The organism is Blautia sp. St.27G3 (assembly GCF_059728505.1).
The window spans coordinates 81,747-95,399 of the sequence record NZ_BAAGFO010000004.1; the positions used below are offsets into that span (position 1 = coordinate 81,747).

Sequence of the window (13,653 nt, forward strand, 5' to 3'; positions counted from 1 at the left end):
AACCTCAGATTTAGATAGATTTAGATAAAGAAACCAAGGATAGAAAGACTTAGGATAGAGATACTTAGGTATAGAAAACTCAGAGCGAGGAGTTTAGGAGGAGAAACGATATGAAAAAAGTACTTGCGCTTATGCTGTCTGCGACTATGGTACTGTCCCTGACAGCCTGCGGAAATAGCTCTAAAAAGGAGACAGAGAAGACAACTGAGAAGAAAGCAACAGAGAAAGTCGTAGAGACAGAAAAAGCAACAGAGGCAGAAACACAGACTGAGAAAGTGACAGAAAAGACAACAGAGGCAGAAACACAGACCGAAAAAGCGACAGAAAAGGCAACAGAGGCAGAAACAAAGGCTGAGAAAACAACAGAAAAGACAACAGAAAAGACAACAGAAAAGACAACAGAAAAGACAACAGAGGCAGAGACGAAAAAGGAAGCCGTGACCAGAGATGAAGATTTTAAAGCTGCGCTGGTGATCGGTGTTGGTGGTCTGGGCGACGGTTCCTTTAATGACAGCATGAAGGCTGGTATGGACGAGGCTGTTGAAAAATATGGCATTACTTACCAGCTCGTAGAACCGACAGAGGTTGCAGAGTTTGAAGGTCATTTCACAGACCTGTCTGCTTCCGGTGAGTATGACTTGATCGTTGCAGGCGGTTTTGATGCAGCTGAGGCTATGACAAATGTAGCAACAGAGTTCCCGGAGCAGAAATATCTGTTTGTAGACGGTGTGGTAGAAGGGCTTGACAATGTTACAAGCGTGACATACCGTGACAATGAAAAGACATACCTGCTGGGCGTTGTGGCGGCAATGACAACAAAGACAAATAAGCTCGGCGTTGTTCTTGGTATTGACACACCGTCACTCATTGTATTTGCAGCAGGATTTATGGCTGGTGCTTATTCAGCGAACCCGGATGTAGAAGTGAATGTGAAGTATGTAGGATCTTTTGCTGATACGACAACAGCAAAAGAGCTTGCAATGGCGCTGAATGACGAGGGTGCTGATATTGTATATGCTGCTGCTGGTGGTTCCGGTCTGGGTGTATTCAGTGCGGCAAGTGAGAAAGGATTCCTTGCAATCGGTGCTGATACAAACCAGTGTCTGCTTGATCCGGATGTTATCATGGTTTCCGGTATTCGCCTGGTAGACGTTACAATCTGCAACGGTATCGGTGCAGCAATCGAGGGTACGCTGGAAGGCGGAAGTACAACAGAAGGTCTGGCTGAGGGTGCACTGACGTATACGAACGAAGGTTCCAAGGTTGAGATTTCTAAGGAAGCAATTGATGCAGCAGAAGAAGCAAGAGAAAAAATTATTGCTGGCGAAATTGTAGTTCCGGATACGTACGAAGGCGTAGAGAAATAAGCAAATGAGAAAAACGAAAGGTACATGAGTGCTTTTGGCATCTCGTGTACCTTTCTTGCGCCACTAAATAGATGGAGGATAGGCATGTACGCAGTAGAAATGCGAAATATAACCAAGCGGTTTCATGGCACCCCGGCAAATCATCATGTAAACTTTTGCGTAAAAGCAGGAGAAATTCACTCACTTCTGGGTGAAAACGGAGCCGGGAAGACCACCTTGATGAATATTCTGTTCGGCCTGTACAAAGCGGACAGTGGAACCATCCGCATCCATGAAAAGGAAACAAAAATAGATTCGCCTATGGCGGCGATTCAGCAGGGAATTTCGATGGTGCATCAGCATTTTATGCTGGTTGATTCTCTGACCGTAGCGGAGAATATTGTTCTTGGCCATGAGCCAAAAAAAGGGATTTTTTTTGATCGGGAAAAAGCATTTGAAAAAATTACGGAAATTGCCGAAAAATATCATTTTCAGATTGATGCAAGAGAGCAGGTCGGGAATCTTTCCGTAGGCGTAAAACAGCGTGTGGAAATTCTGAAGGCCTTGTATCATGAGTCTTCTGTTTTGATTCTGGACGAGCCTACCGCAGTTTTGACACCTCAGGAGGTAGATGATCTGTTCCGGGTGCTGCGGGATCTGAAAAAGGACGGAAAGACAATTATTATTATTACACACAAGCTGAAAGAAACCATGTCCATTGCGGATACGATCACGGTACTGCGCAAAGGAGAGACGATTACGACGCTTCCGATCGGGGAAGTGAATGAAGAAAAGCTTGCGGAGCTGATGGTAGGACGTCTGGTGTCTTTTACCATTGACAAAAAGCCCCTGCAGTCCGAACGGCCGGTAAAGATGAAGCTTTCTCATATTACTGTGAGCAAGGGTGGGAAAAAGAGCCTGAAGGATGTCAGCCTGACTATCCGGGGCGGAGAGATTCTCGGTATTGCAGGAGTAGAAGGAAACGGACAGACGGAATTAATCGAGGTTTTGACCGGGCTTTGTGCCCGATATGAAGGAACGGTTATCGTGGGGAAGGAAGACGTCAGCCGTTCAAATGCAAAAAAAATGTTAGATTATGTAGGACATATTCCTGAGGATCGTGGAAAAAGAGGCTTTGTAAAAAACTATACCAATTGGGAAAATATGATTCTCGGGTATCATACAAGACCGGATTATATCACGAAGGCCGGTATTTTAAAACGAAAAGCAATTCAGGACGTGACGCGCAAAGCGATTGAAGAATACGATGTCCGTACGGATGGCATTGAACAGACGACAGGTTCTCTTTCCGGCGGTAATCAGCAGAAGCTGATTGTGGGCCGTGTGCTCATGCATCATACTGGCATTGTCCTGGCTGCTCAGCCGACGCGAGGGGTGGACATCGGAGCGATTGAATACATTCATTCCCAGCTTGTACGTCTGCGCGACGAGGGGGCGGCGGTTATTCTTATTTCCGCTGATCTGGACGAGATTGTCAAGCTGTCGGATGAGATTGCCGTGTTGTATGAAGGCAGCATTGTGACCAGAAAGTCGGCGGATGCTTTTACAGAAAGAAGTCTTGGTGCATATATGCTTGGTCATACAAGAGATGAGGAGGTGCAGGCGTGAAAGCATTGAAAAAGACGAAAGAGTGGCTTGGAAAAAGCGAGATTTTACTTTCTCTGATTGCTCTGCTTTTATCCTTGCTGGTATCCTCTGTGGTAATTATTATTTCAGGGTATTCCCCATTTGAAGCCTACGGCGCTATGCTGAAGGGTGCATTTGGCAGTAACTACTATCTGGCTCAGACGATTGGTACGGCAATTCCCCTGATTTTTTCCGGACTTGCTATGGCAATTGCCATGAAAGTCGGTATTTTTAATATCGGTATTGAAGGTCAGATGATTATCGGTGCGCTTCCCGCAGCTCTGTTGGGGACATATGTAACTGGTCTTCCGGCATGGCTGCATCTGCCGCTTTGTATCCTGGTGGGGGCAATCGCAGGCGGATTGTGGGCGATGATTGTAGCTGTGCTGAAAAACAGGCTGCGTATAAACGAGGTCATCCTGACCATTATGATGAACTATGTTGCCACGTATATTGTGGATTACCTTGTCAATTATCCATTTCGGGCAGAAGGCAAAATCATCCGGACAGAGGAGATTCAGCCGACTGCGGCTATGACTACGCTTGTTCCGCACACGAGATTATACTCCGGCATTTTTCTGGCGCTTGCCGCTGCCGGAATTCTCTGGTATGTACTGAAGAAGACGTGCTTTGGCTATGAGCTGCGGGCAGTGGGCAGCAATCCGGATGCGGCGGAGACGGCCGGTGTCAATCGGAAAAAATATATGCTCCGTGCCATGTTTATCAGCGGTGCGCTGGCTGGTATCGGAGGCGCAGGAGAAGTACTTGGTTTTTATGGCTACTATATTTCAAATATGATCAGCGGCTACGGCTTTGACGGTATTGCCATAGCGACGATGGGCCGCGGCAATCCATTTGGTACTGTGCTGGCAGCATTACTGTTCGGTGTGCTGCGAAATGGAGCAACGGGTATGAACCGTTCCACCAGTATTCCGGGTGAATTTATTCAGGTTTTACAGGCACTTGTTATTTTGTTTGTGTCCACACCTGGTATTATCCGGGTAGTGCAGAAATCCTGGAAGCGTAAGCGTTTTGCTCAGAGAAAGGAGGAGGTGGCATAATGGATTTTGTTTTAAATTTACTTGCTGGTGCTATTCGTGTCACGATTCCGATTGCCTTTGCCGCACTGGCAGGCGTACTCTCTGAACGTTCCGGCGTCATTAATATGGGACTGGAAGGTATGATGCTGATGGGCAGCTTTTTTGGTGTTGTCGGGTCTTATCTTACCGGGAATGCGTGGCTGGGCCTGTTGGTAGCCATGGCGGCCGGCGCAGTAGTTGGTCTGTTTATGGCAGTGTTTACCATCAGTTTTAAATGCGAGCATATGCTTGCCGGTGTGGGTATCAACATTCTGGCCAGCGGTCTTTCGATTGTATTGTTGCAGATGATCTGGGAGACGAGAGGAAAATCCAGCATTGTAGAGGGGCTTGGCGTTGTCAGTGCTCCGCTGCTGAACAGGATTCCTGTTGTCAGAGAGCTGATTGGTACGGTTTCTCCAATGTTTTATCTTTTGTTGGTATGTGTATTTCTGGTCTGGATTGTACTGTACCATATGCCGGTTGGCCTGCGGGTACGTGTGATCGGAGACAATCCGTTTATGGCAGGTTCCATGGGTATTAAAGTATATAAATACCAGTATATCAGCCTGATGGTCAGCGGTATGCTGGCAGCTATGGGCGGTGCGTACCTGTCGATTGGCGATATCAATATGTTCAGCAAGGACATGGTATCCGGCCGTGGCTACATTGCGTTGTCCATGGTAATTCTGGGTGGCTGGCATCCGGTAAAGGTAGCAGCCTGCGGGCTGATTTACGGGTTGGCACAGAGTTTGCAGTTCCGTCTGCAGACAGTGGAAATTCCGCCGCAGCTTGTGCAGATGCTTCCTTACGTTATAACGATTTTGGTATTGATTTTTGCAAGAAACAGGAGCAAGGCCCCGGCAATGGAGGGTGTGCACTACTATCAAAAAGGAGAATAGTCCCATTATGAAGGAAAAAAAGGAATCTGTACTGGAAAAGATCGAAGAGATCCGTAAGCAGCTTGGGGCGCTTACGTTTGATGATGAGACGATTCAGGCTATGCGCGACAAAATTGCCTCTCATCCGGAGCTTGGCAAAGCGTTCGGAGAAGCATACGGAAAATACAGCCGGGGAGAGTCGATTCGCCCTACGCTTGGGAATGAAATGCAGATCTTTTATATGAGAGAGCGTCAAACCTTGACATTTTTGCTGTTTCCAGAGCTTTTGAAACTGGAGTATGAGGTTGCTAGAATGATCGGTGAGAGTGTCATGGCAGATCAGATGGGGGGCTATACCTTGCCGGAGATTATGGCACACAATGAGCCGATTGCGGAAAGAGATAAGTACGCGATTGAAAAAGTGATCGAAGCGGACGACAAGCATGCGATTTACCGCCATTATGAGTGCGCAGATTGTTATGGCGTTCCGAATATCGGCATGAAGATCTGTGCGTATGAGGCCGGAACCGCTGCGGGCTGTTTCAGTGCCGCCCTTGGCAAGCGCTGTGAGGTGACTGAAACAAAATGTTGTGCTAACGGGGACCCGTACTGCGAGTTTCTTGTGACTGTTGTTGAGGAATAAACGGAAAATAAAGGGTGTTGCAAAAGGGCGGTAGCCCATAATGAATATTCTAGCGCTTCGGAGCCACCGTTTTATCGCTTGAGAGCCATTTGATTTTGGTATTCTAATGCTTGAGAGCCACCACAACATCTAGTGGTCTTTGATATTTGATTTTATATAGGATCTCCTATAGATTTTGATAGAAAGCCTGGTGCTTTTAATAAATCTATAGGAGGTCTTTTATTATGTACAAAAAGACGAAACCCAGAAGCGTAATGGAGCTTCTAAACAAAAATCTAAGCGAAAGGGAGGTGGCAGCAATACTTGGATGCTCAAGAAACACAGTCTCTGAAATTAAAGAACTCTGCAGACAGCAGGGCATGACTTGGGATGACATTCAGGATATGACAGATGACGGGTTGTACGATATTTTATATCCTAAGAAATTCAAGCGGACAACAAACTATGTGCCTGTCGATTATGCATACGTACATTCAGAACTCAAGAAAACTGGAGTGACTATGAAACTGCTGTGGGAAGAGTATCGGGACAGATGCGTGAGCGAGGGCAGGGAATACTGTGCGTATCCTACATTTACTGTCAATTATTACAAATATACTGGCGAGAAGAATTATACCAGCCATATACAGCACAAGCCGGGAGTCGAGGTAGAGGTGGATTGGTCTGGTCCTACAATGTCTTATGTGGACGTGGATACCGGAGAAATCATAACCGCATATCTGTTTGTCGCCACACTGCCATACAGCCAGTATGGGTATGTGGAAGCAACCACGGATATGAAAGAAAAGGCGTGGCTTGAATGCCATGTGCATATGTTTGAATTCTTTGAAGGCACGCCTGTGAAGATTGTCTGCGACAACTTGAAAACTGGTGTTGTGTCTCATCCTAAGAAGGGCGAGATAATCCTCAATGATGCATATCTGGCATTGGAGGAGTATTACATGACCGCCATCATGCCTACAGGCGTTAAAAAGCCCAAGCAGAAAGCCAGTGTAGAAGGTTCTGTAGGCAAGATTGCGACGGCTGTTATAGCAAAGCTTAGGAATGAGATATTTACATCACTTGGATCGCTAAACTCAGCTATTCGCAAGGCTGTAAAGGAGTACAATGACAGACCGTTCCAGAAAAGGGATGGAAGCAGGAGCACTGTTTTCAATACGCAGGAAAAGGCTTATCTGAGAGCCCTGCCGTCAGTCCCTTACGAGGTGTGTGAATGGTCTTACGGACATAAGGTGGGCAAGAACTCCCATATAAGCTTTAACAAGGGTCAATACTCTGTTCCCAGCAGATATATTGGTTGTAAGGTTGATGTCAAATACAACTCCCGCCTTGTCTTTGTCTATTATAACAGAAGCGAAATTGCAAGACATGAAATCCTTACCAAGGGCATAGTAAACGGTGTCAGGACAGATGAATCCCATCTTCCGTTTCCGCTTAAGAAGAATAAGCAGGCTGAAGACCTGATTGACGCGGCCAGAGAAATCGGGTCGAATACTTTTGAGTTGATCCGAAGGATGTATGACGAGGCAAAAGTAAAGGAGCAGTCCACGCAGACTGTCGTAGCCATTCTCGCAATTGCTGACACCTTTACGCCGGACATCTTAGAAGCCGCTTGTAAAAAAAGCTTAAAGCAGTATCATATGCCTTTTTACAAAACGGTATACAAGGCTGCCGAGAATCTAAATAATCAAAAAGAGTTTGAAAAATTCAAAGAAACAAATAAAACAACTGGCATCGTAAGAGGTGCCGTTTACTACGGACAGGAGGAAATACCATTATGAAATTCGAGTTAAAGAAAAACCTTACAAAACACGAGCTGGGTGATTTAGCCAGACTGGTGGAAAACCAGGAAGGCGATATCGCATTGGCAGATTTGAGCTTTGATGCAAGATTGGAACAACTGCTTGAGGAATTGATTTGCGAAAGAGAAAACAATGATGTTGTATCATTTCATGCTGAGAAGTAGCGTTGCATGGGCAGGGATTTTTTTAACTGGCTTCCTGCCAATCCCCGATATGCTATGTATGAATAAATTCTGCGTTGCATGAGTAGTAGCTTACTGCCCGAAAAAAGGACATAAAAAATCCCTCCAAACTTTAAAACAGGTCTGGAGAGTGTCTGTTAAGTCTTTTCGGGCATAGCAATACCGCCCACCACACGCCGTTTTTTATATGGTGGGCGTTCGCCTTAAAACCTTATGAAATGAAAAAGAGCCAATAAACTGTGATTTTATTTCACAAGTTCATCGGCTCTGTATCTTTATGTATAGCTGGGCTATATTTCCCCCATGCATGTAAAAATTTTTCCTTAACTTTCTGTGTTTATGTTTGTTCGCAGACGTTTTTAGTAATCTATACCTTTAAAGATATATGACCTACAAAATGATTACTCGTTATTTTTAATTCCCGTTATCTTTATTTTTTTCATTCCTAATCAATCCATGATAAAACAGCATGGCGCAAACTGCTGATACTGTACCTGTCGCTGTCTGGTCTAAGTGAATATCATGCATATTACAAAATATATTGATTACCATTAAAGCAATCAATACCACCGCTGCCACAGCAGCTCCTTTTAATAAATGTTTCATAGCTCCTGTTTCCTTTCTAAAATAAATTTATTTACTGCAAAATAGTATACCAGAAAAACAGCAATTCTTTCAAAACAGTCATAAAATACCCTAATTCATGAATAAATGAAGTTTCCCCTTTACAGAACACGCACTTATTCGTCATTTTTGAAGGAGAGCGGTTGATATAAAGAATGGTATAAAGTATAATTAGGGAAGTAAATATCGAAAGAAAGAATATATTGAAATGCTACTATCTTTTTTTCGGCTTTCCCTTGCTATCCGCAATGTATGGCCGCAACATATGAACTTCAAAGTGTTTAGCGTACTTTATATACTCCTGTTGGTTGCTGGAATGCCTGTAACGCTCCTCGCCTGTGTTCCATACGGTTTGTTCGGTATTCTGGTGGCAGTATGTATTTATGGGTTGGTTACCTGCCGTGACACTGCACCACAGAATGTTTTTATGGGCATGATTGGATGTGTACTTGCCGTTTTGACAGAGAATTTGCTGGCAAATTTTCTTTATATACTGATTCCCTCACCTTTATCAAATCAGTGGTATTTTTTTTGCGTCATCGATTTGATTTATACTTTGCTGTTTTATTGGATTACACTACTTTGCGGTAAGTTGCTGAAAAATGTATTCCTGTCTGGCAAAGGCATTTTACATCTTCCGCAGACATGGTATGTGATAGATGCTGCATTACTACTCCTTATAACCATCTATCTGTTTGATAATTTGATTCCAGGACAAAACGGCTCTATCGGCAAAATGATATATAATAATGCCTTACACATTTCAGGGTATCTGCTTGTGATGTGTTGTTTACTTCTGGCTATGCGCCGCTCTTATTTGGAACAGATACAGACCGAAGCAAAGCAGAAAGCCATGCAGGACTTACAGAACTACACACGGAATTTAGAAGCTATGTATAACAGTCTGCGCTCATTTAAGCATGATTATGTTAATATTCTGCTCTCTTTATCTGGTTATATTGAAGATGGTGATATGGATAGGTTAAAGGATTTTTTTGAAAGCAAAATCTTCCCAACGAAGAATCTGATTACGGGGGAAGATTATAAGCTGAACCAACTTAGCAACATCAGTGTGTTGGAAATCAAAAGCCTGCTCTCAGCAAAAATGATTTACGCCCATGAATCGGGAATTGACATCACCATTGATATTCCCGACAAAGTGGAAAGTTTTCTGATAAATACGGTTGACCTTACCAGAATACTGGGAATCTTTTTGGACAATGCGATTGAAGCCACATTGGAGACAGAACAGCCGCAAATAGGCTTAAATATCATCCAGAATAAAACTGGCGTATCAATCATCATAAGCAACCGCTTTCGGGATAACGGTCTAATGCTGCATAAATTAAAGCAAAAAGGCTTTAGCACAAAAATCGGGCATCAAGGAATCGGTCTTGGGAACGCCCAGAAAATCATCAGTTCTTATAACAACGCGCTATTAGAAACAACAATGAAATGCGACTATTTTACACAACATATAGAACTTACTGAGAGAAAGGAATGACATCATATGTTGGATATCTTTGTATGCGAAGACAATGCCGCACAGCGGCGGACTGTTGTAAATATCATTCAAAATACTGTTCTGATAGAAGAATTAGATATGCAGCTTACTTTAGATACAGGAGACCCTTATATGTTGTTGGAAAAAGTCAAGACCAGCCAGAACACAGGCATTTATTTCCTTGACATTGACTTGAACAGCAACATGAATGGAATGAAGCTGGCACAGCAAATCAGATTGTATGACCCCCGTGGTTTCATCATATTCATAACAGCACATTCAGAACTGAGCTATATGACTTTTCAGTATCGGGTAGAGGCGATGGACTTTGTACTAAAAGACAACCCTGCCGAAGCGAAAGTGAAACTCAGAGAATGTCTATTAAATGCAATGGAAACGACATACGCTCCAAACCAACAAGACACATAAAGTCTATACCCTTGAAGTTGGCGGACGAAAAATCAGCGTGGATTATGAGGATATTTTATTTTTTGAAACTTCCAGCAATATCCATAAAGTCATTCTCCATGCAAAAGACCACCAGATTGAATTTCCCAGCACCTTAAAAGAACTAACAGGTGTATTGGACAGCAATTTTGTGCGTTGCCATCGGGCATTTTTGGTAAACAAAAATAATATAAAAGAAGTTGACACTAAAAATCGAATCATCCATTTTGCCAATGGAGAAACTTGCCTGATGTCCACACGCATGATGAAAGGGCTTTAAAGCAATTTTCAATACTGTCATCTTCACATTGAAATTGCATTGTTTGACGAAAATATGGGTGAGGTTTTCCCCACCCTTATCTTTTACATTTGAATAATTTCCTCGTTCACAATCTCCCTCGCGCAAGCCCTTATGTTATTGAGCCGCCCTGTCCATTCTAAGGCGTTTTCTTCCTTTAGCTGCCGTTATGCCCTGTGCCTGTTTCATGCCCTCTATGAGCCTTTCAAAGTGTTCCTGCGCCTGCTTGTCGATGTCGGCAAGGTAAGTGTTCAGCCTGCCGCTTGTGAGAAGATTGATGTATGTAACCCTGCGGTACTGCTTCAGATAGTCCAGATGCCGCTGTCCACATATGCCTATCGGCTGTTCTTCTTCAGCGGGTAAAGCTGTTGTGGTCAAGCATTTTTGTAACGCTTATGACTAAAAAAATCAGCTTTTAATTTAAGATGCAAACCGTACCTGATAAGGGGTGCGGTATCCATTATAGCTGTGAGGGCGGATGTGATTATACGTGACATAAGCAAATTCTTCCACTGCCCGATACAGTGCCTCCTCTGTCTGGAAATCGTACAGATTCACACATTCATTTTTCAATGTATTGAAATATCTTTCCATAGGGGCGTTGTCATATGGACATCCTGCTTTGCTCATACTCTGTGTCACATGGACAGATTCACAGAATTCTACAAATGCCTTTGACGTATACTGGGAACCCTGATCGCTGTGGAGTATCAGTTCTCCATTGATCCGGGACTGTGATTCCAGTGCTTTCTTCAAAGTCCGGATAGCAAGACTGCTGGTGATCTGGCGGTCTGTCTCGCTTGCAATGACACTCCGGTCATACAGGTCAACAATGCTGCAATTGTAGCGCACTTCTCCATTTTTCAAAAACAGATACGTGAAATCTGTACACCACTTCTGATTCGCCCTGCCTGCACAAAACTTTTGCTGCAGCCTGTTTTCAAAGATTTTGTGCGGTTTTTCACGCCGACAGCCCGGTTTCTTTGGGCGGACAAGGGAATACAGCCTCATTTCCGTATTCATGTACTTATGTACGGTAACCGTGCTGTAATGGCAGCCCCTGCGCGCCAGATAGACAGTCATGGTCCGGTATCCTGCTACCCCGTTATGCACATGGTAAATTTCCCTGATCTGCGCTTTTACTGCTTCTTTTTGGGCATGATAAGCCGCCTTCCGGTGTTTCCGGTAGTTGTAATACGCATTCGGACAGATGCCAAGCCGCCTTAGCAGCCAGCGGACCCCGAATTCTCTGTGATGTTCTTCTATAAACCGATAAGCCTCTAATCGATTTCTTTTGCGAAGAATGCCGCTGCTTTTTTTAGAAACAGGTTCTCCTTTCGGAGCTCCTCATTTTCTCTTTTGAGCTTAAGCATCTCCTTCATGTTATCATACTCTGTTTTTGTATCGGGGCTTGTCCGGCATTCTTCTTTGAATTCATTGCACCAGCGGCGCAGCGTTTCTTTGGAGATGTTATACTCCGCGGTGATGCTTTTGATTGTTCTTCCTTCTTCCAAACGGAGACGGACAATCTTTTTCTTAAACTCGGGAGTGTAATTCTGTGGCATAATAGGTACCTCTTTTCTTGTGATTTTGATTATATCTTATTAGCCACTTCTGTTACAACCTTACTTTATCACAACAAGCTATACACGGTATTAGATAATCTCCTTGCCATTCGTATTTGCCACCCAGTTCCTCAAAAATCGTCTTTGCCATTGTTTGTTACCTCCACATTCTTTTTTATTTTGAATGTCCGCAAAATCCGTCCTACATCTTTCGGCCGGTACGATCATCGGTTTTATGGCGCTTGTCTTTCTGCTTACGGTATGCGGGATGTTTGTCTGCCATGCGGATTTTAAGTCTTCCCTTCTGTATGCGGCTGTGACGACTGAGATCATGCTGCTATGTTATGGAATTGTGAAATCCCTGATCAGCCTTTTATGCCCATTTTTGCCTGTCGTTTACCACGATACGGTCAGTATCGCGTTCATGCTGGCCAGTGAGGCGGTGTCACTTGCTCTGACCGGTTTTTGTTATTATATGGTGTACCGTTATTTTTCCGACTATACTACAGTGGAAATGCAGCAAATGTTTTTGGTTTTCATCCCGATTTTGATGATATTCATTATGAGCGAGTACATCAATATGATAGAATTTGAATTCCAGGTTAAAATCCTGGAGGAAGACGGGCCTTTCGAGTATCTGCTTAACCACTGGCAGCTGCTTGCCATGCATTTTTTAGGACTTGTCAGCCTGTTTTGCATCCTGTTCTCTTATAAGAAACTGCAGCAGAATTTCCGCCTCAGCACGGAATTATCACTGCTGGAGCAGCAGGAACATTCCCTGAACCAGTATGTGGAGGAAGCGAAGGCTCGTTATGACAGGACAAAATCCTTGCGCCATGACATTAGGAACCACATCGCAGTGGTAAAAAAGCTCCTGCAGAGTGAAAAACTGGAGGAAGCCGTAACCTATATGGAGGATCTGGACGATATGGCGGAAAAAATGTCATTCCCCTGCAGCACCAACAACCCGGTAGTGGATATTCTGGTAGGAAACAAACTAGGAATTGCAAAAAGCATGGGGATAGATGTGGACTGTTCCCTCCTTCTGCCATACCCCTGTGGCATTAAGGACATTGATATCTGCATTGTCCTGTCAAATGCACTGGATAACGCAATCCATGCAGTAAAAAGTCTGGATGCCGGTACAGAAAAATATATCCGGGTGTCTGGGCGTATCCAGGGAGATTTCCTTATGATGGAAATCGAGAACAGTTTTCATGGGAAAGGCGTGTTCAAAAAAGGAACAGGCCTGTCGAATGTAAATGCGGTGGCCGAAAAATATGGCGGCGCCATGAGTATAGAGACACAGAGGAATGCATTTGTCCTCCATGTGCTGCTGATCATTTCACAGCACCCAGAAGGTATCCCACAGCAAATGGAAAGGAATCTTTTCAGTTGACTTTTGAGGAGATTCAGAAGATTGCGGGGGTGCCGATTGACCACTCTTTCCTGAAATACAAAAAAGAATTGGCGGACTATGGTTATCAGGTCGGGAAAATATCCATGAAAGAGCAGACGGTATGTTTCTATAAGGTTGACTGACTCCGTGTGTTAAAACATGAACATAGGAGCGCCCGATATTTTTATATTCATTGGAAAAACTTTGGGGCTGATTGAAATTGCATTAAGTGCAGTGAT

14 protein-coding genes and 2 pseudogenes are annotated in these 13,653 nt (G+C 44.0%); 12 read left to right on the forward strand and 4 right to left on the reverse strand.

Going from position 1 to position 13,653, the window contains the following annotated elements; translation table 11 throughout:
• Positions 1-110 precede the first annotated feature (110 nt).
• The 7 genes from AC6I2O_RS17750 (at position 111) to AC6I2O_RS17780 (ending at position 7,559) form a co-directional block, all read left to right on the forward strand.
• Positions 111-1,367, forward strand: coding sequence for a BMP family lipoprotein (locus AC6I2O_RS17750; RefSeq protein WP_497743387.1), 1,257 nt, complete (start codon positions 111-113; stop codon positions 1,365-1,367).
• An 84-nt stretch (positions 1,368-1,451) separates the two neighbouring features.
• On the forward strand, positions 1,452-2,975 hold the full coding sequence (locus tag AC6I2O_RS17755) for an ABC transporter ATP-binding protein (RefSeq protein ID WP_120391502.1): 1,524 nt from the start codon (positions 1,452-1,454) through the stop codon (positions 2,973-2,975).
• Positions 2,972-4,054 carry an ABC transporter permease gene (locus AC6I2O_RS17760; RefSeq protein ID WP_497743388.1) on the forward strand — a complete coding sequence of 361 codons (1,083 nt, stop codon included), beginning with the start codon at positions 2,972-2,974 and terminating at the stop codon, positions 4,052-4,054. Before AC6I2O_RS17755 ends, AC6I2O_RS17760 begins: the two co-directional genes overlap by 4 nt.
• Positions 4,054-4,971: an ABC transporter permease gene (locus tag AC6I2O_RS17765; RefSeq protein WP_497743389.1), complete on the forward strand. Its 918-nt coding sequence runs from the start codon at positions 4,054-4,056 to the stop codon at positions 4,969-4,971. Before AC6I2O_RS17760 ends, AC6I2O_RS17765 begins: the two co-directional genes overlap by 1 nt.
• Positions 4,972-4,978: 7 nt before the next feature.
• Positions 4,979-5,593 (forward strand): V4R domain-containing protein, encoded by a 615-nt coding sequence (locus AC6I2O_RS17770; protein ID WP_497743390.1) that lies wholly within the window; start codon positions 4,979-4,981, stop codon positions 5,591-5,593.
• Between the two features lie 224 nt (positions 5,594-5,817).
• Entirely contained in the window at positions 5,818-7,374 is a 1,557-nt protein-coding gene (gene istA / locus AC6I2O_RS17775) for an IS21 family transposase (protein ID WP_497743391.1), read from the forward strand.
• Entirely contained in the window at positions 7,371-7,559 is a 189-nt protein-coding gene (locus AC6I2O_RS17780) for a hypothetical protein (RefSeq protein WP_497743392.1), read from the forward strand. The genes istA and AC6I2O_RS17780 overlap by 4 nt, the downstream gene beginning before the upstream one ends.
• 432 nt (positions 7,560-7,991) lie before the next feature.
• Here the strand turns inward: AC6I2O_RS17780 and AC6I2O_RS17785 are convergent, their stop codons facing one another.
• Positions 7,992-8,183, reverse strand: coding sequence for a hypothetical protein (locus AC6I2O_RS17785; protein ID WP_497743393.1), 192 nt, complete (start codon positions 8,181-8,183; stop codon positions 7,992-7,994).
• Between the two features lie 283 nt (positions 8,184-8,466).
• Here AC6I2O_RS17785 and AC6I2O_RS17790 point away from each other — a divergent pair, with 283 nt between their 5' ends.
• The 3 genes from AC6I2O_RS17790 to AC6I2O_RS17800 are packed head-to-tail and all read left to right on the forward strand — an operon-like array spanning position 8,467 to position 10,432.
• On the forward strand, positions 8,467-9,705 hold the full coding sequence (locus AC6I2O_RS17790; protein WP_497743394.1) for a sensor histidine kinase: 1,239 nt from the start codon (positions 8,467-8,469) through the stop codon (positions 9,703-9,705).
• Positions 9,706-9,711: 6 nt separating this feature from the next.
• Complete coding sequence (locus tag AC6I2O_RS17795; RefSeq protein ID WP_497743395.1) at positions 9,712-10,134, forward strand: response regulator; 423 nt, start codon at positions 9,712-9,714, stop codon at positions 10,132-10,134.
• 37 nt (positions 10,135-10,171) lie between these two features.
• Complete coding sequence (locus AC6I2O_RS17800) at positions 10,172-10,432, forward strand: LytTR family DNA-binding domain-containing protein (RefSeq protein ID WP_497743396.1); 261 nt, start codon at positions 10,172-10,174, stop codon at positions 10,430-10,432.
• A gap of 83 nt (positions 10,433-10,515) precedes the next feature.
• Here AC6I2O_RS17800 and AC6I2O_RS17805 read toward each other — a convergent pair.
• The 3 genes and pseudogenes from AC6I2O_RS17805 to AC6I2O_RS17815 form a co-directional block, all read right to left on the reverse strand.
• A pseudogene (locus AC6I2O_RS17805) lies at positions 10,516-10,828 on the reverse strand (TnpV protein).
• 42 nt (positions 10,829-10,870) lie between these two features.
• Positions 10,871-12,015 (reverse strand): IS3 family transposase gene (locus AC6I2O_RS17810; RefSeq protein ID WP_497741782.1). Its coding sequence is split into 2 segments (ribosomal slippage): positions 10,871-11,772 and positions 11,772-12,015, totalling 1,146 coding nucleotides; the frame shifts between segments, so codons are not numbered across the junction.
• Positions 12,016-12,094: 79 nt separating this feature from the next.
• A pseudogene (locus AC6I2O_RS17815) lies at positions 12,095-12,166 on the reverse strand (TnpV protein); the annotation flags it as partial.
• Between the two features lie 84 nt (positions 12,167-12,250).
• Between AC6I2O_RS17815 and AC6I2O_RS17820 the strand changes: the two are divergent.
• Positions 12,251-13,414: a sensor histidine kinase gene (locus AC6I2O_RS17820; protein ID WP_497743397.1), complete on the forward strand. Its 1,164-nt coding sequence runs from the start codon at positions 12,251-12,253 to the stop codon at positions 13,412-13,414.
• On the forward strand, positions 13,333-13,557 hold the full coding sequence (locus tag AC6I2O_RS17825) for a hypothetical protein (RefSeq protein ID WP_497743456.1): 225 nt from the start codon (positions 13,333-13,335) through the stop codon (positions 13,555-13,557). Before AC6I2O_RS17820 ends, AC6I2O_RS17825 begins: the two co-directional genes overlap by 82 nt.
• The last annotated feature ends 96 nt before the right edge of the window (positions 13,558-13,653 follow it).

What these genes read in the sequence shown, in the direction of transcription:
- AC6I2O_RS17750 (WP_497743387.1), top strand. Translation starts at nt 111, where the DNA reads ATGAAAAAAGTACTTGCGCTTATGCTGTCTGCGACTATGGTACTGTCC.
- AC6I2O_RS17755 (WP_120391502.1), top strand. Translation starts at nt 1,452, where the DNA reads ATGTACGCAGTAGAAATGCGAAATATAACCAAGCGGTTTCATGGCACC.
- AC6I2O_RS17765 (WP_497743389.1), top strand. Translation starts at nt 4,054, where the DNA reads ATGGATTTTGTTTTAAATTTACTTGCTGGTGCTATTCGTGTCACGATT.
- AC6I2O_RS17770 (WP_497743390.1), top strand. Translation starts at nt 4,979, where the DNA reads ATGAAGGAAAAAAAGGAATCTGTACTGGAAAAGATCGAAGAGATCCGT.
- istA (WP_497743391.1), top strand. Translation starts at nt 5,818, where the DNA reads ATGTACAAAAAGACGAAACCCAGAAGCGTAATGGAGCTTCTAAACAAA.
- AC6I2O_RS17780 (WP_497743392.1), top strand. Translation starts at nt 7,371, where the DNA reads ATGAAATTCGAGTTAAAGAAAAACCTTACAAAACACGAGCTGGGTGAT.
- AC6I2O_RS17785 (WP_497743393.1), bottom strand. Translation starts at nt 8,183, where the DNA reads ATGAAACATTTATTAAAAGGAGCTGCTGTGGCAGCGGTGGTATTGATT.
- AC6I2O_RS17790 (WP_497743394.1), top strand. Translation starts at nt 8,467, where the DNA reads ATGAACTTCAAAGTGTTTAGCGTACTTTATATACTCCTGTTGGTTGCT.
- AC6I2O_RS17795 (WP_497743395.1), top strand. Translation starts at nt 9,712, where the DNA reads ATGTTGGATATCTTTGTATGCGAAGACAATGCCGCACAGCGGCGGACT.
- AC6I2O_RS17820 (WP_497743397.1), top strand. Translation starts at nt 12,251, where the DNA reads ATGGCGCTTGTCTTTCTGCTTACGGTATGCGGGATGTTTGTCTGCCAT.